This window comes from Sphingomonas sp. SORGH_AS_0950, from assembly GCF_030818415.1.
Lineage (GTDB): Bacteria > Pseudomonadota > Alphaproteobacteria > Sphingomonadales > Sphingomonadaceae > Sphingomonas.
The window spans coordinates 1,629,069-1,652,849 of the sequence record NZ_JAUTAE010000001.1 but is presented as its reverse complement, the minus strand read 5'-3'; the positions used below and the strand labels follow the sequence as shown (position 1 = coordinate 1,652,849).

At 68.9% G+C, this 23,781-nt stretch carries 22 protein-coding genes; 17 read left to right on the top strand and 5 right to left on the bottom strand.

The annotated features are described in order from the left end of the window. Positions 1-82 precede the first annotated feature (82 nt). The 6 genes from QE385_RS07115 (at position 83) to QE385_RS07090 (ending at position 4,336) form a co-directional block, all read left to right on the top strand. The gene (locus QE385_RS07115) at positions 83-526 is read left to right on the top strand and encodes a MerC domain-containing protein (protein WP_307100408.1); all 444 of its coding nucleotides are present in this window, start codon (positions 83-85) and stop codon (positions 524-526) included. Between the two features lie 38 nt (positions 527-564). Beyond that, the gene (locus tag QE385_RS07110) at positions 565-1,362 is read left to right on the top strand and encodes a phosphatase PAP2 family protein (RefSeq protein WP_307100406.1); all 798 of its coding nucleotides are present in this window, start codon (positions 565-567) and stop codon (positions 1,360-1,362) included. A gap of 83 nt (positions 1,363-1,445) precedes the next feature. Next, positions 1,446-2,435: an SDR family oxidoreductase gene (locus QE385_RS07105; protein WP_307100405.1), complete on the top strand. Its 990-nt coding sequence runs from the start codon at positions 1,446-1,448 to the stop codon at positions 2,433-2,435. A gap of 107 nt (positions 2,436-2,542) precedes the next feature. Next, positions 2,543-3,448: an ROK family protein gene (locus QE385_RS07100; protein ID WP_307100403.1), complete on the top strand. Its 906-nt coding sequence runs from the start codon at positions 2,543-2,545 to the stop codon at positions 3,446-3,448. Positions 3,449-3,506: 58 nt separating this feature from the next. Further along, the gene (locus QE385_RS07095) at positions 3,507-4,067 is read left to right on the top strand and encodes a glycoside hydrolase family 108 protein (RefSeq protein ID WP_307100400.1); all 561 of its coding nucleotides are present in this window, start codon (positions 3,507-3,509) and stop codon (positions 4,065-4,067) included. Then, positions 4,064-4,336, top strand: a complete 273-nt coding sequence (locus tag QE385_RS07090) for a 3TM-type holin (RefSeq protein ID WP_307100397.1) — start codon at positions 4,064-4,066, stop codon at positions 4,334-4,336. The genes QE385_RS07095 and QE385_RS07090 overlap by 4 nt, the downstream gene beginning before the upstream one ends. A 4-nt stretch (positions 4,337-4,340) precedes the next feature. On the opposite strand, the gene QE385_RS07085 is transcribed toward QE385_RS07090, so the two are convergent. Beyond that, positions 4,341-5,591 (bottom strand): aspartyl protease family protein, encoded by a 1,251-nt coding sequence (locus QE385_RS07085; protein WP_307100395.1) that lies wholly within the window; start codon positions 5,589-5,591, stop codon positions 4,341-4,343. Positions 5,592-5,918: 327 nt separating this feature from the next. Continuing rightward, entirely contained in the window at positions 5,919-7,439 is a 1,521-nt protein-coding gene (locus tag QE385_RS07080; protein WP_307100393.1) for an ATPase, T2SS/T4P/T4SS family, read from the bottom strand. Positions 7,440-7,548: 109 nt separating this feature from the next. Here QE385_RS07080 and QE385_RS07075 point away from each other — a divergent pair, with 109 nt between their 5' ends. The 3 genes from QE385_RS07075 to QE385_RS07065 all read left to right on the top strand — a co-directional run bounded on the left by QE385_RS07075 (position 7,549) and on the right by QE385_RS07065 (position 10,723). Further along, the gene (locus QE385_RS07075) at positions 7,549-8,637 is read left to right on the top strand and encodes a S1C family serine protease (protein ID WP_307100391.1); all 1,089 of its coding nucleotides are present in this window, start codon (positions 7,549-7,551) and stop codon (positions 8,635-8,637) included. Further along, a complete protein-coding gene (locus QE385_RS07070; RefSeq protein WP_307100389.1) occupies positions 8,550-9,074 on the top strand; it encodes a hypothetical protein in 525 nt (174 codons plus the stop codon). The genes QE385_RS07075 and QE385_RS07070 overlap by 88 nt, the downstream gene beginning before the upstream one ends. Before the next feature lie 92 nt (positions 9,075-9,166). Further along, on the top strand, positions 9,167-10,723 hold the full coding sequence (locus QE385_RS07065; RefSeq protein ID WP_307100387.1) for a hypothetical protein: 1,557 nt from the start codon (positions 9,167-9,169) through the stop codon (positions 10,721-10,723). 3 nt (positions 10,724-10,726) lie between these two features. On the opposite strand, the gene QE385_RS07060 is transcribed toward QE385_RS07065, so the two are convergent. Then, positions 10,727-11,557, bottom strand: coding sequence for a bifunctional transcriptional activator/DNA repair enzyme AdaA (locus QE385_RS07060; RefSeq protein ID WP_373424645.1), 831 nt, complete (start codon positions 11,555-11,557; stop codon positions 10,727-10,729). 251 nt (positions 11,558-11,808) lie between these two features. On the opposite strand from QE385_RS07060, the gene QE385_RS07055 reads away from it, so the two are divergent. The 6 genes from QE385_RS07055 (at position 11,809) to QE385_RS07030 (ending at position 17,297) form a co-directional block, all read left to right on the top strand. Then, positions 11,809-12,378 (top strand): F0F1 ATP synthase subunit delta, encoded by a 570-nt coding sequence (locus tag QE385_RS07055; RefSeq protein WP_307104613.1) that lies wholly within the window; start codon positions 11,809-11,811, stop codon positions 12,376-12,378. Between the two features lie 6 nt (positions 12,379-12,384). Further along, the gene (atpA, locus tag QE385_RS07050; RefSeq protein WP_007406897.1) at positions 12,385-13,914 is read left to right on the top strand and encodes a F0F1 ATP synthase subunit alpha; all 1,530 of its coding nucleotides are present in this window, start codon (positions 12,385-12,387) and stop codon (positions 13,912-13,914) included. Positions 13,915-14,042: 128 nt separating this feature from the next. Continuing rightward, on the top strand, positions 14,043-14,918 hold the full coding sequence (locus QE385_RS07045; protein ID WP_261269889.1) for a F0F1 ATP synthase subunit gamma: 876 nt from the start codon (positions 14,043-14,045) through the stop codon (positions 14,916-14,918). Then, the gene (locus QE385_RS07040; protein WP_307100385.1) at positions 14,918-15,499 is read left to right on the top strand and encodes a hypothetical protein; all 582 of its coding nucleotides are present in this window, start codon (positions 14,918-14,920) and stop codon (positions 15,497-15,499) included. Before QE385_RS07045 ends, QE385_RS07040 begins: the two co-directional genes overlap by 1 nt. Next, complete coding sequence (gene atpD / locus QE385_RS07035) at positions 15,499-16,971, top strand: F0F1 ATP synthase subunit beta (RefSeq protein ID WP_307100383.1); 1,473 nt, start codon at positions 15,499-15,501, stop codon at positions 16,969-16,971. Before QE385_RS07040 ends, atpD begins: the two co-directional genes overlap by 1 nt. A gap of 74 nt (positions 16,972-17,045) precedes the next feature. After that, positions 17,046-17,297, top strand: coding sequence for an ATP synthase F1 subunit epsilon (locus tag QE385_RS07030; RefSeq protein ID WP_007405041.1), 252 nt, complete (start codon positions 17,046-17,048; stop codon positions 17,295-17,297). 324 nt (positions 17,298-17,621) lie between these two features. Here QE385_RS07030 and QE385_RS07025 read toward each other — a convergent pair whose 3' ends face one another. Together QE385_RS07025 and QE385_RS07020 are read right to left on the bottom strand one after the other, a co-directional pair. After that, positions 17,622-19,793 carry a primosomal protein N' gene (locus QE385_RS07025; RefSeq protein WP_307100380.1) on the bottom strand — a complete coding sequence of 724 codons (2,172 nt, stop codon included), beginning with the start codon at positions 19,791-19,793 and terminating at the stop codon, positions 17,622-17,624. Between the two features lie 48 nt (positions 19,794-19,841). Beyond that, entirely contained in the window at positions 19,842-21,341 is a 1,500-nt protein-coding gene (locus tag QE385_RS07020) for a sensor domain-containing diguanylate cyclase (protein ID WP_307100378.1), read from the bottom strand. Between the two features lie 371 nt (positions 21,342-21,712). Here QE385_RS07020 and QE385_RS07015 point away from each other — a divergent pair, with 371 nt between their 5' ends. Then, positions 21,713-22,405, top strand: coding sequence for a response regulator transcription factor (locus QE385_RS07015; protein WP_307100376.1), 693 nt, complete (start codon positions 21,713-21,715; stop codon positions 22,403-22,405). Continuing rightward, entirely contained in the window at positions 22,402-23,757 is a 1,356-nt protein-coding gene (locus QE385_RS07010; protein ID WP_307100374.1) for a HAMP domain-containing sensor histidine kinase, read from the top strand. Before QE385_RS07015 ends, QE385_RS07010 begins: the two co-directional genes overlap by 4 nt. The last annotated feature ends 24 nt before the right edge of the window (positions 23,758-23,781 follow it).

Sequence of the window (23,781 nt, the reverse complement as noted above, 5' to 3'; positions counted from 1 at the left end):
TGGTCGTCGGATTTAACGCTTGCCATCCATGATACAAAATATCATTAGCCTCCGCCGGGGGCGAATGGGAAAGGCCCGGATGATGACCGAACGCAACGATGGCGACGAAGCGGCGCTGGCCGCGATGCCGGGAGGAGCGCCGCATCATCGCGGCGGCTGGGGCGTGGACCGTCTGGCTATCTCGGCATCGACCCTGTGCCTGATCCATTGCCTGTTCCTGCCCGTGCTGGCCGCCTTCCTGCCCTCGCTCGCCCAGTGGACCGACACCGGCGAGGCGTTCCATCTCGTCATGCTGGCCATCGCGGTCCCGCTGAGCAGCTTCGCGCTGATCCGGGGATGGCGGCAGCATCGCGTGGTCGGCCCGCTGCTGGCGGGTGCGAGCGGTCTGCTCCTGCTGATGTTCGGGGTGATGCTCGACCATATGCTGATCGGCACGATCCTGACCGTCGGTGGCGGCATCACGCTGGCGCTGGCGCATATCGCCAATCTCCATGCCACCAACATGCGGTTGCTGGCCGCGCTGTAACCCGAATTCTTCAACCCGAGCCGTGAGTGGGGGACGCCGTGTCCAAATCGAAGTTCGTCGCATCCTGTCTGGTCCTGGCCCTGATGGGCACCGCCGCGCTGGCCGAAGTGCGCGAGGGGGACGAGCCGCCGCACTATCTGCCCGCGGGCGGGTTCGACCTGCTCGCGATCCTGCCGCCCGCGCCCAGGCCGGACGATGCGCGTGGCAAGGCCGACCGGGCGATCTTCCGCCAGACGCGCAAGCTGGTCGGCACGCCGCGCTGGGCGCTGGCGACCAACGACGTGAAGCTGGACGATGCGGACATGGCGCATGACTACTCCTGCGCGCTGGGCATCGCGCTGACCCCGCAGAACGCCCCGGTGACGATCAGGCTGATCGACGCGGTCGGCTCCGACACCGCGCGCGCGACGGGGATCGCCAAGCGCTATTACAAGCGGCAGCGCCCCTATCTGATCGACCGGGGTCCGGTCTGCCAGCCCGCATCCGAGCTCAAGGGCAGCTATGACTATCCTTCGGGCCACACCACGGCGGGATGGACCTGGGCGATGCTGCTGGCCGAGATCGCGCCCGATCGCGCGACGCCGATCCTGGCGCGCGGGCGGGCCTTTGGCGAAAGCCGGATCGTCTGCGGCGCGCACAATGCCAGCGCGGTCGAGGGCGGGCGGCTGTCCGCCACCGTGACGCTGACCGCGCTGTCGCAAAGCCCCGCCTTCCAGCATGACCTGGCGGCCGCGCGGTCCGAGATCGACGCGCTGCGCCGGAACCCGGCGACGCCGCGCCCGGACGCGGCCGCCTGTCGGCAGGAGGCGGCGCTGGTCGCGCAACCGATCTTCTGACCCTTTACCCGTTTCATGACGGAACTGTCATTCGCCGCACCTGTTCGGGTGGGGCGGGCGGCTTTTCGGCAAGGAACGGGATTATGGACAAGATTTCGGCATCGCGGCGCGCTGTCCTCGGTGGAGCGGCAGCGGCCGTCGCGGCCCCTGCGGTCGCGGCGCAGGCCACCGGCCCCGCGGCCACGCCGGTCAACACCGTGCAGGACCCGGTCAACCGTTACCCCAGGCCGCCCTTTCCCCGCCAGCCCCAGGCCTGGCCTGGCCTCGCCAGCAAGATGCAGCCGCTGCCCGACCATGGCGAGAAGAGCTATCGCGGCTCGGGGCGGCTGTCGGGGCGCAAGGCGTTGATCACCGGCGGCGATTCGGGAATCGGGCGCGCCGCCGCCATCGCCTATGCGCGCGAGGGCGCCGATGTCGCGATCAACTATCTGCCCGCCGAGGAATCGGACGCGCGCGAGGTCATCGCGCTGATCCGCGCCGAGGGGCGCAAGGGCGTGGCCATCCCCGGCGACATTCGCGATCCCGCCTTTTGCCGCAAGCTGGTCGCCAATGCGGTGCGCGAGTTGGGCGGGCTGGACATATTGGTCAACAATGCCGGGCGCCAGCAATCGGTCGAGGACCTCGCCGATCTGGACGAGGCGGCGTTCGACTGGACGATGAAGACCAATATCTATGCGCCCTTCTGGATCACCAAGGCGGCGCTGCCGCATCTGAAGCCCGGATCGGCGATCATCATCACCGCCTCGGTCCAGGCGTTCCAGCCCTCGGGCAATCTGTTCGACTATGCCCAGACCAAGGCGGCCAATGTCGCCTTCGCCAAGTCGCTCGCCAAGCAGCTCGGCCCCAAGGGCATCCGGGTGAATGCGGTCGCGCCGGGTCCGTTCTGGACCCCGCTCCAGCCCTCGGGCGGGCAGCCGACCGACAAGGTGGCGAGCTTTGGCGAGGATACGCCGCTGGGCCGTCCGGGCCAGCCCGCCGAGCTGGCGGCGACCTATGTGACGCTGGCCGCGCCCGAACAAAGCTATGCCACGGGGCAGGTGTTCGGCGCCTCGGGCGGTACCGGCGTGGGCTGAACCGTCCCGTTCCCGCCAGGCTTTTTGCAGCCTCGCTCTTGACCGCGACGCGCGGTTTCGCGCAGGCGCGCACATCTTAGCGAATAAGAGTCTGGCGGGAGAATGGAATGACCGAGGCACAGGATCGGATCGTCGCGGGGGTCGAGCTTGGCGGTACGAAATCGATTGTACTGATCGGGCGCGGACGGGACATTCTGGTATCCGAGCGGTTGCCGACGACCACGCCCGCCGTCACGCTGGCCGCGCTGCGCCAGCGTCTGGCCGAATGGCGCGACGAATATCGGCCCGAGGCGCTCGGCATCGGCAGCTTCGGCCCGATCGCGCTGGACAAGACCGGCATGGACTATGGCCATATGCTTGCCACCCCCAAGCCGGGCTGGGCGGGTGCGGACGTGGCGGGCGCGCTGGCCGAGGGCTTTGGCGATCGCGTCGCGATCCATACCGACGTGACCGGCGCGGCGCTGGCCGAGGGGCAATGGGGCGCGGCGCGCGGCCTGTCCGACCATGTCTATGTCACCATCGGCACCGGCGTCGGCATGGGCATCATCGTCAACGGCCAGCCGGTGTCGGGCCGGATGCACCCCGAGGCGGGCCATGTCCGCGTCCGCCGGGTGCCGGGCGACACCTTTGCGGGTTCCTGCCCGTTCCACGGCGATTGCCTGGAAGGACTGGTGGCGGGCCCCGCCATCGCCGCGCGCGCGGGCAAGCCCGCCCAGGAGCTGGCGGCGGACGATCCCGTCTGGGGCTTCGTCGCCGATGCGCTGGCGGAGAGCTTTGCCGGACTGTTCCTGACGCTGGCCTGCGGGCGAATCGTCATCGGCGGCGGCGTGGGCGTGGGCCAGCCGCACCTGCTCGACATGGTGCGGGCCGCCACGGTCGAGAAGCTGTCGGGCTATCTGCCCTTCGTCGACGCCGCACAGGTCGCCAACCGGATCGTCCATGCGCAGCTGGGCGACCAGGCGGGGCCGCTGGGCACGCTGGCCTTGGCGCGCAGCGTCCTGCCCCAGGCATAAAATCCCTGTCCTACAGCGAACCGATATGGTTCTTTCCCTCCTGTCATGGGAGGGTGATATGGGACAGGGGAACAAGACGGCGGGGGTCGATGCGCTGATCGCACAGGTGATCGCGCGCGAGGGCGATTACAGCGATCACCCCGCCGACCGGGGCGGCGCGACGCGGTTCGGCATCACCGAGACGGTCGCGCGCGCCGACGGCTATACCGGGCCGATGCGCCGCCTGCCGCTGGCGCGGGCGGAGGCGATCTATCGGCGGCTCTATTGGACCGCGCCGGGGCTCGACCGGGTGGGCGCGCTGGCCCCGACGCTGGCCGAGGAGCTGTTCGACACCGGCGTCAACATGGGGCCGGGGGTGGCGGCCGGGTTCCTGCAACGCGCGCTGACCGCCCTGAACCGCGGCGGGCGCGACTATCCCGACCTGGTGCCCGACGGGCGGATCGGCCCCGCCACGCTGGCCGCGCTGGCCGCGTTCCTGCGCCATCGCGGGGCGGCGGGCGAGACCGTGCTGCTGAAGGCGGTCGAGGCGTTGCAGGGCGAACGCTATCTGACGCTCGCCGAGCGGCGGCCCGCCAATGAGGCGTTCCTGTACGGCTGGCTCGCGGACCGGCTGTCGTGACCGGCGGCGACGGCATCGACGATGCGGCGGGGGAGGGTGGCGATGCCTGGACCCGCCGGGCGCGGCCGACCTTCCTCTATGTCATGTACGCGCTGCTGCTGTGGAGCATCCCGATGGGGCTGCTCGCCGGTCTGCGGCCCGCCATGGCTGCGGCGATGATCCGGGGCATGGCGCAATATCTCGCCGCCATACCCGAGCCGCTCTATGCGCTCTTCGGCACCGGCTATCTGGGCTATACGGTGGCGCGCGAATGGGGAAAGCGGCGATAGCGGCTCAATAGAAGCGCGCCAGCGTCAGCGAGCGATCCTGCCCGTCGCAGGTGCGCAGGCGGACGACGGTGCCGGGCTTGCCGACCGTCCAGCGGGCGAGGGGGCTGTCGACATAGTCCTTGGGGATCGGCTGTCCGTCGATGGCGCAGATGGTGTCGCCGTCGCGCCAGCCGGTCTTCGCCGCCGGGCCGCCGCGCATGACGTGCAGCACGCGCAGCCGGTCGCCCGCCACGCCCATCAACAGCCCCGCCGTCGAGCGCAGCATGGGCTTGTCCGCATCGGGGCCGGGCGACAGGATCATCCGCCCCGCGCCGGGATCGAGCAGGACGCGGTAGCGCTGGAGAAAGCCCGACCCGATCCGTCCCGCCGCGCCGACCGATTCGCTGAACCCCTGCGCGGGCTCGATCCGCACCTCGACCTCCCTCGCGGTCAGCGTGCCCAGCCGGACCGTGGGGACGATCGCCAGATCGTTGATACTGGCCCCCGCCAGCCCGAAGCCGATCGCGGTCGTCGTCGGCAGCGCGGACAACCGCGCCGCGCGCCATCCCGCCTGGGTCACGGTCAGCGACGATCCGTCCCCCGTGTCCACGATCACCGGCGACAGCTTGGCCGCCCCCAGGCCGACCGCGCTTTCATAGACGCGCCGCTCGGTCGAGACGCTCAGCGGCGCCGTCGCCCCGGTAAAGGGCATCCGGCCCGAGGGGATCAGGCGGAAGCGCTTGGCACCATAGTCGATGTCGAGCGCATGGGCGGCCAGCAGGTCGCGCCCGACCAGCAGGTCGACCGGCGTCGCATCCCCGGTCGCCAGCGCGGGCAGCGGTGCGACCACCACGCCGCCGCCCCTGCGGGTCAGACCGCCCAGCGCTAGGGTGCGGGTCGGCATCCATCCGACCGCCACCGCGCCGCCGATCGCGCTGGCCTCTCCGCCGGGGCGCACTTTGGCTTTGGCGGCGACGGGCGAACTCTTGGACAACAGGGTGAAGCTGACCCCGGTGTCGAGGATCGCCGAGACGCGCTGCCCGTCGATCGTCATGGCGAAGCGGATCTGGTTTCCGGGGGTCAGCTGAAAGGGGATCCAGCGTTGCTCGGCATCGGGGGCCAGGGTCTGGACCCCCGGATCGCGCGCGGCGGCGGCGACGATATCGTCCGCCCCGGCACCGGACGCGGCGGGCTTGGAAGCCTGATCGGCACGGGGGACCGCCATCGCGGTGGCCAGCAGGAACGGGACGGGGAGCAGATAGAAGAGGCGAGGCATCGTGCCCCAACGCCTAGCCCAGCCCGCAGCTGCGCGCGCGGGAAATCGCGTGCGCCCGGTGTTAGGTCGGATCGACATTCAGTATTGCTTCTTCTTCCCTCTCCCCTGGACAGGGGAGAGGGTTAGCGAAGCTTGCCAGCGTGCTGGCTAGCGCAGCTTGGGTGAGGGGTTGAGCGAGCCCAAGGGCTCGCGCGCTCGCCAAGCGAGCGCCCACCCCTCACCGAGCTCCGACTAAGCCTTTGCTCTCGCAAAGACCAAGTCTGCGCAACCCTCTCCCCTCTGCGAGGGGCGAGGGAAGGATAAGGCATCGCTGAATGTCGATCGGCGTCAGAGGCATGCCTCCAGCAGCGCCTCGTCAAAGCCGTACTGCTTGGCCTTTTCCAGCGTATAGGGGCGCAGGCCCGCCGAGCGGAACTCGCCGATGATCTTGCCGTCGGTGCCCTCGTCCAGATAGGCGAAGGCGAACAACTCCTGGGTCACGATCACCGGGCCTTCCATGCCGATCACCTCGGTGATGTTGGTCACGCGGCGGCTGCCGTCGCGCAGGCGCTTGACCTGGATGACCAGATCGACCGAGTCGGCGATCTGGCGGCTGATCGCGTCCTTGGGCACCTTGATGTCCGACATCATCACCATATTCTCCATGCGGGCCAGCGCCTCGCGCGGGGAATTGGAGTGGAGCGTGCACATCGACCCGTCATGGCCGGTGTTCATCGCGGCCAGCATGTCGAAACATTCGCTCCCGCGGATTTCGCCCAGGATGATCCGGTCGGGCCGCATGCGCAGCGCGTTCTTCACCAGGTCGCGAATCGAGATCTCGCCCTGGCCCTCCAGATTGGCGGGACGCGTCTCCAGCGGCAGCCAGTGCGGCTGTTGCAGGCGAAGCTCGGCGGCATCCTCGATGGTCAGCACGCGCTCGCCGGGGTCAATCATCTTGGACAAGGCGTTCAGCATCGTCGTCTTGCCCGACCCGGTGCCGCCTGAGATGACGATGTTGAACCGGCATGCGCCCGCGATCTTCAACAGGGTCGCCATGTCCTGGCTCATCGATCCGCCCGCCGCCATCATGTCGATGGTGATCGGCTTGGCGGAGAATTTGCGGATCGAGATGGCGGTGCCGCGCAGGGACAGCGGCGGCACGATGACGTTGACGCGGCTGCCGTCCTTCAGGCGGGCATCGGCCAGCGGCGTGGTCTGGTCGACGCGGCGGCCGACCGAGTTGACGATTCGCTGCGCGACCTGGAACAGATGCTCCTCGTCGCGAAAGCGGATGGGGGCGAGCTCCAGCCGGCCCTTGCGCTCGACATAGGTCTGCTCGGGACCGTTGACCATGATGTCGGTGATGTCGGCATCGGCCAGCAATTCCTCGAGCGGCCCCAGGCCGAGCAGTTCGTCGACCAGCACCTTTTCCAGTGCGAACTGTTCGCGCCGGTTGAGTGTCAGCTTCAGCTCGGCCAGCACCTCGCCGATGATCGGGCGGAATTCCTCGGCCAGCTCGTCCTTGCCCAGCGTCGCGGCGGCCTCGGGATCGACGCGTTCGAGCAGGCGGGGGAGCACCTGTTCCTTGATCCGGTGGATCGACGCCTCGAAGCCCTCGCCGCGCGCGGCGGTGCCGTCGACCGGGGCGGCCTGGCGTTCGGCCAGCCGCTGCATCGCATCGGCGGCGGTGGCGGGTGCGGCGCGCGGGCCCTCGGCAAAGGGGGGCGGGGACAGCGGCTGTCCGGCGGCCGCCGAATCGCCATCGGGGCGAGGAGCCGGGCCGGGGCCGTGCATCGGCCGCGCGACGCCGAAGGCGGGGCGGCCCGCTTGCCCGCTTCCCAGACCGTGACGGCGACCGAACGCACTCATCCCGCAATTCCCCATGACATGGCGGGCAGGGGTAAATGGCAAGATTTACCATAAGCCTAACCGATCCCGGTTGCGGGGCATGGAAATGGCGGGATATGGCGCGCAGGACATGTTGAGCCGGTTCGTCCTCGCCCGTTTCCTGCCGCTGATGCTGGCCGTGCTGGGACTGATGCCCGTCGCCGCCGGGGCGGACGACATCGCCGCGACCGCGCGCGGGGTGGTGCGGGTCGTCACCATCGCGATGGTCGACGACCAGGTAGCGGGGTTCGGCCATGGCTCGGGCTTTGCGGTCGCACCCAACCGGATCGTCACCAACGCGCATGTCGTCGAGCTGGCCGAGCGCTATCCCGACAATGTCGTGATCGGCGTCGTGCCGTCCGAGGGCAGCAAATCCTATCAGGGCCGGGTCATCGCCTATGACGCGCACCGCGACCTGGCGCTGATCGAGGTCAGCGAGGCCAAGCTGCCGACCGTGGCGCTGTTCACCGGCCCGGTGACCGAGGGGGATCAGGTCATCGCGCTCGGCTATCCGGGCAATGTCGACCTGGCGACCGCGCAGTCGGCCGCCGACTATATCCGCCCGCTCTCGCCCGTCCGTTCGCAGGGTGTCGCCTCGGGCCGCCGCGCGCTGACCGGGATCGAGGTGCTGCTCCACACCGCCAGCATCGCGCGCGGCAATTCGGGCGGGCCGCTGCTCGACCCTTGCGGGCGGGTGATCGGGGTGAATTCGGCGCTGACGCGTGCGGATGACGGCGATTCGACCTTCGGCTTCGCGATCGCCGATACCGAGCTGATGGCATTCCTTCGCGCCGCCAAGCAGCCCTATACTGCGGTCGGTATGCCCTGCACCTCGATCGAGGAGCGGCTGCGCGAGGACAGCGCGGCGGATGCGCGCGCGCGATCGCCGATGCCGCCGCCGCCCGGCGCGAGGCCGCCAACACCGCCGCGATCCGTCGCGAGGCGGCGCTGGCCACCGCCCGCGCCCAGGCCGAGCGGTCGCGGGAGAATGTCATGGCGATCGCCGCGCTGCTGCTGGTCGGCGGCGCATTGGGCATCGGCGCGGCGGGGCTGCTCGAATCGCGCGGTCGGCGGCGGCCCGCCATCTGGACCGTGTCGGCGGGCGGGGCCGCGATCGTCGCGGCGGTGGTCGTGTTCCTGCTGCGCCCCTCCGGCGAGATCGCGCTGCCGCCCGAAATGACGACGATGCCCAGCGCGTCGCCGCCGGGCAAGGCGCTGGGCGCGCTGATCTGCACCCTGGAGCCCGATCGCAGCCGAATCACCATATCCTCCACCGCCGAGGCGCGGCTGGACTGGGGTGCGGACGGCTGTGCCGACCGCAATGTCCAGTTCCTGGAAGGCGAGGACGGCTGGCAGCGTATCCTGGTCCCCGATGACGAGCAGACGGTGACCGTCGCGCGCTTCGATCCTGTCACGCGCCGCTATACCCAGACCCGCTATCTGCTGCCCGCCGCGACGATGGAGGCGATCCGCAAGCTGCGCCAGCCCGCCACCCCGCGCGCCTGCACCCGCGACGATGCCGCGCTCCAGCGGCTGCAGAGCGAACAGGCGCAGATTCGCCAGCAACTGCCGCCGCTTCCCAACGAGAAGCTGGTCTATAGCTGTCGCTCGACCTGACAAAGTCCGGGGGCAAGGCCCTATGGGGCTTGCCTCGATCCCTCCTTGCGGTGAGAAGGGGCCTTGGCTGAAGCGGCTTGGGAGGGCCGGGGATGATCTTGGGGGGAATGCGCGCGCGTCGCTGGATGGCGGCGGCGCTGATGATGGTCTGCACGGCGTTTCTGGGCCGTCCGGCACAGGCCGAATGGCGCGAGGCGCGCGCCCGGCACTTCGTCATCTATGGCAACATGTCCGAGGACGCGATCCGCGCGATGGCGACGCGGCTGGAGCAGTTCGACGGCGTGCTGCGCTATTTCTACCATCTGCCCGAGGTCGACGGGCAGGAGAGCAACCCCGTCACCGTCTATGCCGTGGCCAATGTGGCGGCGATCCGGCGGCTGTACGGCAAGGACGGCGATCATGTCGCCGGCTTCTACCAGCCGCGCGCCTCGGGCTCGGTGGCGTTCACCCCGATCCGGGGCGATGGCGACGGCCCCAATGCGCTCCAGCCGCAGATCGTGCTGTTCCACGAATATGGCCATCATTTCCTGTTCGGCAATTCGACCGTCGCCTATCCCGCCTGGTTCTCGGAAGGCTTTTCCGAGTTCGCCAGCACGGCGCGGTTCGATCGCGACGGGGTGATGGTCGGCGTCGCGGCGCAGCACCGCGCCTATGGCCTGCTCGACAGCAGCAAGCTGCCGATCGAGACGCTGTTCGATTCGTCGCGCCGCAAGCTGGGGCCCGCCGAGCTGGATCAGGTCTATGGGCGCGGCTGGCTGCTGACCCATTTGCTGATGTTCGACCCGGCCCAGAAGGCGAAGTTCAACCACTATCTGACGTTGCTCAACACCGGCACGCCCAGCATCGCGGCGGGCGACCAGGCCTATGGCTCGCTCAAGCAGCTCGACCGGGAGCTGGAGAGCTATCTGCGCAAGAGCCGGATACCGGGGATGCTGATCCCCTATGACCGGCTGCCCAAGCCGCAGGTCGCGGTGCGCGTGCTAAGCCCCGGCGAACAGGCGCTGATCGAACTGCGGATGCGGTCGGATCGCGGCGTCGACCAGACCAGCGCGCGGCAGGTCTATGAGCGCGCCGCGTCGCTCGCGGCCTCCTATCCGCAGGATGCGGTGGCGCAGGGCTGGTTCGCCGAAATGGCCTATGATGCGGGCGAGGATGCGGCGGCCGAGGCGGCGGCGGACCGCGCGCTGGCGGTCGATGCCAAGTCGCAACAGGCGCTGCTCTACAAGGGGCTGATCCATCTGCGCCGCGCCCAAGCCGAGCATAGCAAGGATGCGAAGCGCTGGGGGGAGGCGCGCAGCTGGATTATCCGCGCCAATCGGGCCGATCCCAATGCCGCCGAGCCGCTGGCGATATTCTATCGCAGCTTCGTGATGGCGGGCGAAAAGCCGCGCGAGTCCGCCGTCCTCGGGCTGGAGCGTGCCTTCCAGCTCGTGCCGCAGGACAAGGGGCTGCGCTTCACGCTGGCGGCGCATGAGATCGGCGCCAACCATATCGATACGGCGAAGGGCCTGCTGCGCCCGCTCGCCTTCGACCCGCATATGCCGCCCGACAATCCGGCGGCGCAGCTGCTGACGCTGCTCGACGCGGGCAATGGCGATGCGGTGCGCAAGGCGCTGGGCGCCATGTCGGGGCAATCGCCCGGCGAATAGGCCTTAGCCGCCGGTCCGCCATGCGCCCGCAACCGCCGCGATGAAGGCGGTGCGCCGCGCGGGTTCGGCGAGCAGCGGGTCGGGCGGGGTGGCAGCGGCGACGGCGCTGGCGAGGCGATCGCGGATCGCCCCCTCCGCCGGGCGGATCGTGGCGGAGGGGAGGGATTGGCACAGGCCCGCCGCGTCCCCCTCGAAGGCGATCCGCGCCACCCCGCGCGGCGTGACCGCCACGAGCAGCGCGCCCAGCGGGGAATCGACCACCGCCCATTCGATCGTCACGCCCTCGCCGCCGCGCCGCCACTGGCCGGGCGCCATGCCCAGCCGCTGTTCGCTGTCGGCATAGAATCGGCTCGGCCCGGCATAGCCCGCCTCGTATACCGCGTGCGTCACGCTCGATCCGCTCGCCAGCGCCCGCGCGGCGCGATCGGTGCGCAACGCGCGGGCATAGGCGGCGGGCGTCACCCCGGTCGCGCGTCGGAACAGCCGATGGAAATGATGCGGCGCATAGCCGACCCGCGCCGCCAGCTCGGTCAGCGCGGGGGTGCCCTCCATGGCCTCGAGCAAGGCGACCGCCTCGGCCACCGCCTGCCGGTCGCGCGCGACGTCGTCGGGCAGGCAGCGCAGGCACGCGCGATAGCCCGCTGCCCGCGCCGAGGCGCTATCGGCGTGGAAGCGGACATGTTCGCGCCGGGGGCGCCGGGCGGCACAGCTGGGGCGGCAATAGATGCCGGTGGTCCGGACCGCGACGACGAACTGCCCGTCCGCCCGCCGGTCCCTGCGGCAAAAGGCATCCCAGGCGGCATCCGCATCGAAAAGGCGGGGCGAGTCAGTCATTTCAACGGCTTCCGACGATCCCCGGCCTGGGGACGGGGGCATGATAGCAGCGCCGCTGTGGCATACATCCCACGGCTTGCGCCCAAAGCCGTTAAACTTGCGTCACCATCCTGTCACAAGATGCGCCACGCAGCTTGCATCCCAAGGTTCCCGATGCTAACCGCCCGCCAACCCATCGGAGGCGCGTTTTTCGCGCCCCGTTCCCCATGGGGCCAACCCGTTCGTTGTTCGAGGAATTCGCATCCGTGGAGATGTCCGGCGGTACTATAAGCGGCACAGGCGGCATCCAGGCGAGCCTGGGTGGACGTTATGCGCTCGCGCTGTTCGAAACGGCCGTTGAGGGCCGTTCGATCGACACGATCGAGGCGAGCCTCGTGACCCTTCGCGATGCGCTGGCCGCCGACAAGGACCTAGCGGCGCTGACCAAGAGCCCGGTCGTGGCGCGCGGGGCCGCCGTCAAGGCGATCCTGGCGGTCGCCGACACGCTGGGCCTCGACGGCGTGACCAAGAATTTCCTCGGCGTGCTCGCCGAGAATCGGCGCCTCTCGGCGCTGCCGCAGATCATCCGCGCGTACCGCCAGCTGGCCAGCCGCCATCGCGGCGAGGTCGCCGCCGAGGTGACGAGCGCCCACCCGCTGACCGAGGACCAGGTCGCAGCGCTCAAGCAGCAGCTGCGCACCCGCGTCGGCCGTGAGGTTTCGGTCGACCTGTCGGTCGATCCGGACCTGCTCGGCGGGCTTGTCGTCCGCATCGGTTCCCAGATGATCGATAGCTCGATCCGCACCCGTTTGAATGCGCTCGCCAGCGCGATGAAAGGCTGACGTTCCATGGATATCCGCGCCGCAGAAATCTCCAAGGTCATCAAGGACCAGATCGCCAATTTCGGCACCGAGGCCCAGGTCAGCGAGACCGGCCAGGTGCTGAGCGTCGGTGACGGCATCGCGCGCATCTACGGCCTCGACAATGTCCAGGCGGGCGAGATGGTCGAGTTCGCCAATGGCGTGCAGGGCATGGCCCTCAACCTCGAGGCCGACAATGTCGGCGTCGTGATCTTCGGCTCGGACGCCGAGATCAAGGAAGGCGACACCGTCAAGCGCACCGGCACCATCGTCGACGTGCCGGTCGGCCGTGGCCTGCTGGGCCGCGTCGTGGACGGCCTGGGCAACCCGATCGACGGCAAGGGCCCGATCGAGGCGACCGAGCGCCGCCGCGTCGAGGTGAAGGCGCCGGGCATCATTCCGCGCAAGGGCGTGCATGAGCCGGTCCAGACCGGCCTGAAGGCGATCGACGCCCTCGTCCCCGTCGGCCGTGGCCAGCGCGAGCTGATCATCGGCGACCGCCAGACCGGCAAGTCGGCCGTCGCGATCGACGCCTTCATCAACCAGAAGACGGTCAACGCGGGCACCGACGAGTCGAAGAAGCTCTACTGCATCTACGTCGCCGTGGGTCAGAAGCGCTCGACCGTGGCGCAGCTGGTCAAGACGCTCGAAGAGAATGGCGCGATGGAATATTCCATCGTCGTCGCCGCGACCGCGTCGGAGCCCGCGCCGCTTCAGTTCCTGGCGCCGTACACCGGCACCGCGATGGGCGAATATTTCCGCGACAATGCGATGCACGCGCTGATCGTGTTCGACGATCTGTCGAAGCAGGCCGTTGCCTATCGTCAGATGTCGCTGCTGCTGCGCCGTCCGCCAGGCCGTGAAGCCTATCCCGGCGACGTCTTCTATCTGCACAGCCGTCTGCTCGAGCGTGCGGCCAAGATGAACGACGCCAATGGCGCCGGTTCGCTGACCGCGCTGCCGATCATCGAGACCCAGGCGGGCGACGTGTCGGCGTACATCCCGACCAACGTGATCTCGATCACCGATGGCCAGATCTTCCTCGAAACCGACCTGTTCTTCGCGGGCATCCGCCCGGCGATCAACGTCGGCCTGTCGGTCAGCCGCGTCGGCTCGGCCGCGCAGACCAAGGCGATGAAGAAGGTGTCGGGCTCGATCAAGCTGGAGCTCGCCCAGTATCGCGAAATGGCCGCCTTCGCGCAGTTCGGCTCGGACCTCGACGCCTCGACTCAGAAGCTGCTCAACCGCGGTGCGCGCCTGACCGAACTGCTCAAGCAGCCGCAGTTCAACCCGCTGCCCTTCGAGGAGCAGACGGCGTCGATCTTCGCGGGCACCAACGGTTATATCGACAACGTGCCGGTGGCGCAGGTCGTCCGCTACGAAGCGGCGATGCTCGCTTATCTGCGCAACGATCATGCCGATGTGCTGGCGATGATCCGCGACACCAAGGATCTGGGCGACGAGGCCAAGGGCAAGCTCAAGGCCGCGCTCGACCAGTTCGCGAAGATCTTCGCGTAAGACGGCATGTAAGCCCTCTCCCCTCCGGGGAGAGGGTTGGGTGAGGGGCGCCACACAGGCCGTCTCATCCGTGGCAGCCCCTCACCCCGGCCCTCTCCCCAGTGGGGAGAGGGAGAAGAAGGACTAAGATGGCGTCCCTCAAGGCCCTCAAAATCCGGATCAACTCGGTCAAGTCGACCCAGAAGATCACCAAGGCGATGAAGATGGTCGCCGCCGCCAAGCTGCGCCGGGCGCAGGACGCGGCGCAGAACGGCCGTCCCTATGCCGAGCGGCTGGAAACGGTGATGGCCGGCATGGCCGCGCGCGTGGGCGGCGTCGGCGCGTCGCCGCTGCTGGCGGGCACCGGCAAGGACGATGTCCAGCTGCTGGTCGTCGCGACCTCCGAGCGTGGCCTGGCGGGTGCGTTCAACACCAACATCGTCCGCGCCGCGCGCCGCAAGGCCGAAGAGCTGACCGCGCAGGGCAAGACGGTGAAGTTCTACATCGCGGGCAAGAAGGGGCGCGTGCTGAAGCGCTTCTTCCCGAACGCGATCCTCGCCGATCACGACATGAGCGCGATCAAGGCGCCCAAGTTCGACGACGCGCGCGTCATCGCCGACGATCTGATCGCCCGCTTCGAGCGCGGCGAGTTCGACGTGGCGCACCTGTTCTATTCCAAGTTCGTCTCGGCGCTGGTGCAGGACCCAGTCGCGCAGCAGCTGATCCCGGTGCCGATGCCCGCAGCCACCAAGGCCGAAACCTCGGTCGAGGCGGTCGCCGAGTTCGAGCCGAGCGAAGAGGACATCCTCGACGCGCTGCTGCCGCGCAACGTCGCGGTGCAGATCTTCCGCGCGCTGCTGGAGAACCAGGCCGGTTTCTACGGGTCGCAGATGAACGCGATGGACAATGCCACGCGCAATGCGGGCGACATGATCCGCCGCCTGTCGATCCAGTATAACCGCACGCGTCAGGCCGCGATCACCACCGAGCTGGTCGAAATCATCTCGGGCGCCGAGGCGCTCTGATGAAGGCTGCGCTCCTTCTGGGCCTGACGGTCGCTCTGGCCGGATGCGGCCAGGCGTCCGATCAGCCTAAGGATGCACCCCGCGCGACGCCGACACCGCTCGTGACGGGCGGCTGGGCCACCATATTCGGCAATGCGCCGGAGACGGTCAGCCTGCTCGACCGAATGGGCTTTCGCATGAGCGGCTACGCGCCCGTCCAGGGCCAGTATCGCGCGATCGCGCAGGCGACGCCGATGGCCGATCCGTCGGTGGCGCCGGTCAATATGGCCAATCTGATCGTCGAGGGCGATGCGAAGGCGCTGAACACGCTTCGCTTCACGCTCGATCTCGTCAATCTCGACTCCAGCCCGTTCGCCAAGACGCAGTTCATCCGCTGGGTGACCAAGCCGATGGATCAGCTGGGTCTGGACGGCAAGGATGCGGTTGCGGCCGCGATCCAGACCGAAAGCGCCACCACCGGCCACCTGACCGGCGCCGATTACCATGTTACCCGTGACAAGATCGACGGTGGCCGCCGTCTGGTCGTGACCTTTACCCGCCCCGAAGCTATGTCGGGCTCTACCGAACCAAGGAAGCAATGATGGCAACCGCCGCTGAGGACATCCGGCCGACCACGGCCACCAACAATGTCGGCACGATCGCCCAGGTCATCGGCGCGGTCGTCGACGTTCACTTCCCCGATCACCTGCCCGCGATCCTGTCGGCGCTGGAGACGGATAACAACGGCACCCGTCTGGTGCTCGAAGTCGCGCAGCATCTGGGCGAGAACACCGTCCGCACGATCGCGATGGACACGACCGAGGGCCTGACCCGCGGGCAGAGCGTGACCGACACCGGCAACCAGATCCAGGTTCCGGTCGGCCCCGCGACGCTCGGCCGCATCCTGAACGTCGTCGGCGAGCCGATCGACGAGCGCGGGCCCGTCGCCACCGACCTGCGCGCGCCGATCCACGCCAAGGCGCCCGAGTTCGTCGAGCAGTCGACCGAGAGCGCGATCCTGGTCACCGGCATCAAGGTCATCGACCTGCTCGCGCCTTATGCGAAGGGCGGCAAGATCGGCCTGTTCGGCGGCGCGGGCGTCGGCAAGACGGTTCTGATTCAGGAACTGATCAACAACATCGCCAAGGGCCATGGCGGCACCTCGGTCTTCGCGGGCGTCGGTGAGCGGACCCGTGAGGGTAACGACCTGTATCACGAATTCCTCGACGCGGGCGTCATCGCCAAGGATGCCGAGGGCAACGCGATCAGCGAGGGCTCGAAGGTCGCGCTGGTTTATGGCCAGATGAACGAGCCGCCGGGCGCCCGTGCCCGCGTCGCGCTGTCGGGTCTCGCCATCGCGGAATATTTCCGCGACCAGGAAGGCCAGGACGTGCTGTTCTTCGTCGACAACATCTTCCGCTTCACCCAGGCGGGTGCGGAAGTGTCGGCGCTGCTCGGCCGCATCCCGTCGGCCGTGGGCTATCAGCCGACCCTGTCGACCGACATGGGCGCGCTGCAGGAGCGCATCACCTCGACCAACAAGGGCTCGATCACCTCGGTTCAGGCCGTGTACGTGCCCGCCGACGACTTGACCGATCCCGCGCCGGCCACCTCGTTCGCCCACCTGGACGCGACGACCGTGCTCAACCGCGCCATCTCGGAACTGGGCATCTACCCGGCCGTCGACCCGCTCGACTCGACCAGCCGCGTGCTGGAGCCGCGCATCGTCGGCCAGGAGCATTATGAGACGGCCCGTGCGGTCCAGTCGCTGCTCCAGCGCTACAAGGCGCTGCAGGACATCATCGCGATCCTGGGCATGGACGAGCTGTCCGAAGAGGACAAGCTGACCGTCCAGCGCGCCCGCAAGATCCAGCGCTTCCTGTCGCAGCCCTTCCACGTCGCGGAAGTCTTCACCGGCATCTCGGGCAAGTTCGTCCAGATCGAAGACACGATCCGTTCGTTCAAGGCGGTGGTCGACGGCGAGTATGACCATCTGCCGGAAGCGGCCTTCTACATGGTCGGCGGCATCGACGAAGCCGTCGCCAAGGCCGAGAAGCTGGCTCAGGAAGCCTGATGACAGGGGGGACGGCCTGGTCCGTCCCCCTCTTTCCTCTCCCCGGCGGGGAGAGCGATGCGAGATACTAGACCATGCTGCACTTCGAACTCGTCACGCCCGAAAAGCTCCTTCGCTCGGAGGAGGTGCATATGGTGGTCGTTCCCGGCACCGAGGGCGATTTCGGCGTGCTGGAGGGCCATGCGCCCTTCATGTCGACCATCCGCGACGGCGCGATCCAGGTGTACCGCACCGACAAGGGCGAGCCGGAATCGATCCAGATCCGCGGCGGCTTCGCCGAGGTGGGGCCCAAGGGCCTGACCGTGCTGGCGGAGCATGCGGGGTAAGGTTTTTTCCCTTACCGGGGTTTTGAAACGGTCGCGGCGCAAGCTGCGGCCGTTTTCGTTTGTTCGGGGCGTGGCCTTCGACTGCGCTCAGGCTGAACGGAGCGGGGGTAAGGCGGCTATCCTCAACCGTCGTTCAGCCTGAGCGAAGTCGAAGGCGAAGGGAAACCGCCTCCACAGTCGGTAAGCCCCTCCCGCAGGCGGGAGGGGTTTGGGGAGGGCATGGGTTCTCGCAGAGACCATCGCTCGCGGCTTTCCCTCCCCCATCCCCTCCCGCCTGCGGGAGGGGCGTGCCCGGGGCGGACGACCTGCTCGCCCCCAGAGCGCTCACAAAAAGCTATACGGGTCCACATCCACCGCGACGCGCACCTTGGTGGACCATTCCACCCCGCCCAGCCATTCGCGGATCACATCCTGCACCGCCAGCGCCCGCCGGGCGTGGACCAGCAAGCGGAACCGATGCCGCCCGCGCAGCATCGCCAGCGGGGCGGGGGCGGGGCCGAAGACGTGCATGCCTTCGACCTTGGGCGCGGCGCGGGCGATCATGGCGGCGGTCGACTGGGCCGCGCCCTGATCCTCGGACGAGATGATGATCGCGGCATAGCGGCCGAAGGGCGGGGCATCGGCATCGCGCCTGGCCTCGGTTTCCGCCGCGTAGAAGGCTTCGGCATCGCCCGTCACCAGCGCCTGCATCACCTGGGCCTTGGGGCTGTGCGTCTGGATGAAGACATGGCCCGGCTTGGCGCCGCGTCCCGCGCGACCCGATACCTGGCGGATCTGCTGGAAGGTGCGTTCCGCCGCGCGCAGGTCGCCGCCGTCCAGCCCCAGATCGGCGTCGATCACCCCCACCAGGGTCAGATTGGGGAAGTGATAGCCCTTGGTAATCAACTGCGTGCCGACGACGATGTCGATATCGCCCGCCTCCATCCGCCCGACAAACTCCGCCGCCTTGGCGGGCGACCAGATGGTGTCGGAGGTGACGACCGCGATCTTGGCCTCGGGGAACAGCGCGGTCGCCTCGTCCGCGATCCGCTCGACGCCGGGGCCGCAGGCGACCAGCGTGTCCTCACCGTCGCATTTGGGGCAGGCGCGCGGGGTGGGCAGGACATGGCCGCAATGATGGCAGGCCAGCCGCCGCACCAGCCGATGCTCGACCATCCAGGCGGTGCAGTTGGGGCACTGGAACCGATGCCCGCAGGTCCGGCACAGGGTCAGCGGGGCATAGCCGCGCCGGTTGAGATAGAGCAGCGACTGTTCGCGCTTCTCCAGCACCTGCTTCATCGCCGCGACCAGCTTGGGCGCGATCCAGCGGCCGCGTTCGGGCGGGTCTTGGATCAGGTCGATCGCCTCGATCGTCGGCATCTGCGCCGGGCCGAATCGGCCGGGCAGCTTGACCTCAATATAGCGGCCCAGCGCGACCTGTTGCCGCGTCTCGATGGCGGGGGTGGCGGAGGCGAGGATGACCGGGCACGGCTCGAACAGGCCGCGCATCACCGCCACGTCGCGCGCATGATAATGGACGCCGTCTTCCTGCTTGAAGCTGGTCTCATGCGCCTCGTCGACGACGATCAGGCCGAGATTGGCATAGGGCAGGAACAGCGCCGAGCGCGCGCCCACCGTCACCATTCCCTGGCCGCTGGCGATCGCCCGCCAGGCGCGCCGACGCTGCGAGGAGCGCAGGCCGGAGTGCCACGCCACCGGCTCGCAGCCGAAGCGGTCGTGGAAACGCTTGAGGAACGGCTCGGTCAGCGCGATTTCGGGGAGCAGGACCAGCACCTGCCGTCCCTCGGCCACCGCCTGCGCGACCGCCTCGAAATAGACCTCGGTCTTGCCCGATCCGGTGACCCCGTCGAGCAGCACCGGCTGGAAGCTCCGCGCCGCCACGCCCGCGACCAATATGTCCGCCGCCGCACGCTGGTCGTCAGACAGGGTCGGGCGGTGATGATCGGGATCGGGAAGGGGGAAGGGGCTGTCGATATCGACCTCCACCCCCTCGATCGCGCCATTCTTGACGAGGCCCCGGATCACCGCGTCGGACACGTCCGCCATCGTCGCCAGTTCCCGGATCAGGCCCTGTCGATCGCCGATCCGCTCCAGCGCCTGCGCGCGCTGCGGGGTCAGGCGGTCGGGGACATGGCCGGTGACGCGATATTCGGTGACGGTCCGGGCCCCCTCCAGCGCGGAGGTGGAGGACAGCGCCATCCGCACGACCGCGGCGGGCGGGGCGAGATAATAGTCCGCCGTCCATTCGATCAACCGGCGCAAGGGGGTCGGCAATGGCGGGGCATCGGCCACGCCGAGCAGCGGGCGCAGGCGATTGTCGCCGACCTCGGCATCCGAGGGCATCCGCTCGGGCTCCCACACCACGCCCAGCAACTGGCGGGGGCCGAGCGGCGCAACGACGATCGATCCCGGCTCGACCGTCATGCCCTGGGGAACGCGGTAATCGAGCGGGCCGAGGGCGGAATTCAGGACGAGGACGCGGGCGCGCGAGGACATGGACCCGCTATATGGGGTTGGCCGGGCCCGAGGAAAGGGCCGAGCGCGTCAGCCCGCCTGCCGCCGGTCGTCCTGCCGCCGGTCCCCCTGGCGTCGGTCGTTCTGCCGCCTGTCGCCGTGCCGCCGTTCGCCGACCCGCTCGCGCTTGGCACCGTACAGGCGGCTGTCGGCGTGATGCATGAAATCGCGCGTCGTCGCGCATCCCGGCGGCAGCGTCGTGAGGCAGACCGTGCCCGAACAATGCATGGTCAGGCCCTCGGCGGTGACGGCGATGATCAGCAGCGCCTCGATCCGCGTCCGGATCCGCTCGGGATCGGCGAGGAGCGCGGGGTCCTGGACGATCACGCCGAATTCGTCACCGCCCAGCCGCGCGACGAAACAGCCGTCCAGCCAGTCGCTGCGCAGCCGCTGGCCGACGACGCGCAGGACCTCGTCCCCGGCGGGGTGGCCGAGCGTGTCGTTGACGAGCTTGAACCCGTCGAGATCGATCAGCACCAGCCCGAGCGGGGTGTCGTTCGCCGACGCCTCGGCGATCGCGGTTTCCAGCGCGCGGTCGAACGCGGCGCGGTTGGCCAGCAGGGTCAGCGCGTCGGTATCGGCGTTGCGGCGAAGCTGGGTCTCCAGCAGATGCCGCTCGGTCACGTCCTGGAACATGCCCACCACCCCGCTTGCCCGCCCGTCCAGCATCTCGCGCTCGCCCATCACGCGGACCCGGCGACGCCGCCCCAGCGCGGTGATGAAATCCAGTTCGATGTCGAACGACTCGCCGGTCCGAATGGTCTGCTCGATGGTCGAGCGCAGCTGGTCGCGCGACTGGGGCGGGTAATAGGACAGGCCCTGTTCGACCGTGAACGTCTTGCCCGGCGGCAGTTCGTGGATTCGGTACACCCCCTCGGACCAGGTGGCGTGTCCGTCCGCCAGATCGATCCGCCACGATCCGATCAACGCCAGCCGCTCGACCTGGCGCACGGTATGTTCCTTGGCGCGCAGGTCCTCGGCCTGGCGATCGCTCAGCTCGGCCATGGCGGTGGCCCGGCGGGCGATGGCGCGCGCGGCGATCAACGCCTCGGCCAGCCTGGCGAGATGGCGCAGCGTCCGCTCCCCCGCCGCACTCAGCGACCGAGGGCTGGCGTCCATGACGCAGAGCGAGCCGATCGCCTGGGGCGTGCCGTCCAGGTCGGGAACGCGGATCGGCATCCCCGCATAGAAACGGGTCGCCGCCTCGCCGGTGACGAAGGGATTGGCCGCGAAGCGCGGATCGCGCGTCAGGTCGGGCACCATCATCAGGTCGGGGGCCTCGATCGTGTGGTCGCAAAAGGCGACTTTGCGCGGCATCTCGCTGGGCAGCGGGCCGACCGCCGACTTGACCCAGAAACGGTCGCGATCCGCCAGGGTCAGCGCCGCGACCGGACAGCCGAGCATATCGGCGGCCAGCGAGACCAGCGCATCGAACTCGGCCTCCGGCTCGCTGTCGAGCAGCGCATGAGCCTGGACGGCGGCCATGCGGCGCTCTTCGCGGGAGGGCATGGGCAGGGGATCGACCTTCATGACAGACATTCATAAAAGCAAGTCTTGTCAAAATCTTAAAAATAGATCGGGAAGCGGAGCCTTTATTTGCTCCGAAGCCGTGGGCATCGCCGGGCGGGACGCCGACGGGCCGGGTGCAGGATGACGTATTTTTCACGTTATGGTCACCCCGGGGTATCCCGTCAGCCTGTAGCCCTGCGGTCACAGAGTTCGAAGAGCTCGGCGCCCGACACTCCCGGGGGTGCCGTCGGGGCCGGCGGAGAGCGCGCTTTCCGCCGGCCTTTCACTGGCATCGCTTATCCGGGCGGCGCGATCGACCGGCGACGGTCGTCCTTGTCGCGGCACCGATCCTGATTGACAGAAAGTCGTCCGATGCCGGAGCAGACGAGCCGATGAGTCGCAAAATCCTGATCGTCGAAGACGATGCCTCCACCGCCGCCTATGTCGCCAAGGGACTGGCCGAGGCGGGCTATGCCGTCGAACAATGCGGGGACGGGCGCGACGGCCTGTTCCTGGCGAGCGAGGGCATATTCGACCTGATCATCGCCGACCGGATGCTGCCCCGCCTCGACGGGCTGGCGATGGTCAGCGCGATCCGCGCGGCGGGGATTTCCACCCCCGTGCTGATCCTGTCGGCGCTGGCGACGGTCGACGACCGGGTCGACGGGCTGAAGGCCGGGGCCGATGACTATCTGTGCAAGCCCTTCTCCTTCGCCGAGCTGTCTGCGCGGATCGAGGCGCTGGTCCGCCGGTCGGACCGCACCGCGTCCGAGCCGACGCGCACCAAGCTGAGCGTCGGCGACCTGGAGATCGACCTGCTGGCGCGCACCGTCACCCGCGCGGGCAAGATCATCCCGGTCGGCGCGCGCGAGTTCAACCTCCTCGAATTCCTCGCCCGCCATGCCGGGCAGGTCGTCACCCGCACGATGATGCTGGAGAAGATCTGGAACTATCATTTCGACCCCGGCTCCAACGTGGTCGACGTCCATATCGGGCGGCTGCGGCGCAAGCTGGAGGAAGGCTTCGGCACCCCGATCCTGCATACGGTGCGCGGCGCGGGCTATCGGCTGGCCGTGGAGGGGTGAAGCTGCGCCTGACGATATCGGCGCGGATCGCGCTGCTTTCGGTCGTCCTGGCGCTGTTGTCCAACCTCGTGCTGGTCGGTTTCATCTGGAAACAGACCAGCGCCGACGCGGTCGCCGCGCTTCACCGCGAGATCGTCGAGCAGGCGGATGCGCTGCGCGCCGTCTGGCGGACGGGCGCGTTGCCCGCGCTGGCCGATGCGATCACCCATGCGCGCGAGCCGGGCGACGTCACGCTGGTCCTGGCCATCTATGACAGCCGGGGGCACCGGATGGCGGGCTATGCACCGCGCCATCTGGCGGTGCCGCTGGCGGATACGCCGTTCCGCATCGCCATGCTGGGCGGCGAGGGCGTCTGGGCCTCGCGCGAGGCGGGCTATACGCTGCATCCGATCGGTAACGACTGGCTGCTGGTCGGGCGTCCGCTCGACCTGATCGAGGCGCAGCAGATCGCGATCGAGCGGGCGCTGGCGCTGGCGGTCTTCCTGTCGCTGATGCTGGGGGTCGGCACGGGGCTGGTGCTGGCGCATTATGTCGCGGGGCGGCTCAACACCATTGTCGCGGTGATCGACGCGGCGGGCGAGGGCGACCTGACCCGGCGCGTGTCGCTGGTCCGTGCCGACAGCGACGAGGGCGACGCCTTCGACCGGCTGGCCGAGCGGCTGAACGCGATGCTGGGCAAGATCGAGCAGCTGATGGCCGAGCTGCGCGTCGTCACCGACAGCCTGGCGCATGATCTCCGCTCGCCGCTCGCCCGGTTGCGGACCAAGACCGAGCAGGCGGTGCTGATCGCCGATCCGCACCAGCGCGAGGCGGCGCTGGGCGGGCTGCTGGTCGAAACCGATCTCATCATGCGCATGCTGACCATGGTGATCGAGATCAGCCGGTCCGAATCGGTGACGCGCGACCGGTTCACGCTGGTCGCCCCCGCCGATCTGGTCGAGGAGATTGGCGAGCTCTATGCGCCGGTCGCCGAGGATGCCGGACTGCGTTTCCTGATCGAGGTGGAGGATCGCCCCGCGCCGCTGCCGCTCCACCGCGAGCTGATGAGCCAGGCCCTGTCCAACCTGATCGACAATGCGCTGAAACATGGCGCGTCGGGGGCGCAGGTCACGCTGCGCCTGTCGCGCGGGGTGGAGGGGATCGTCTTTCAGGTCGAGGATCGCGGTCCCGGCATCGCCGAGGCGGACCGGGCGCAGGCGCTGAAGCGATTCGGGCGGCTCGATACTGCGCGCACCACGCCGGGGGCGGGGCTGGGCATGGCGCTGATCGAGGCCGTCGCCCGGCTGCATGGCGGGCGGTTCGAGCTGGCGGACAATGCGCCGGGGCTGATCGCGCGGCTGGTGATTCCGTGACGACGCTTTCCTCCCCTGCAAGGG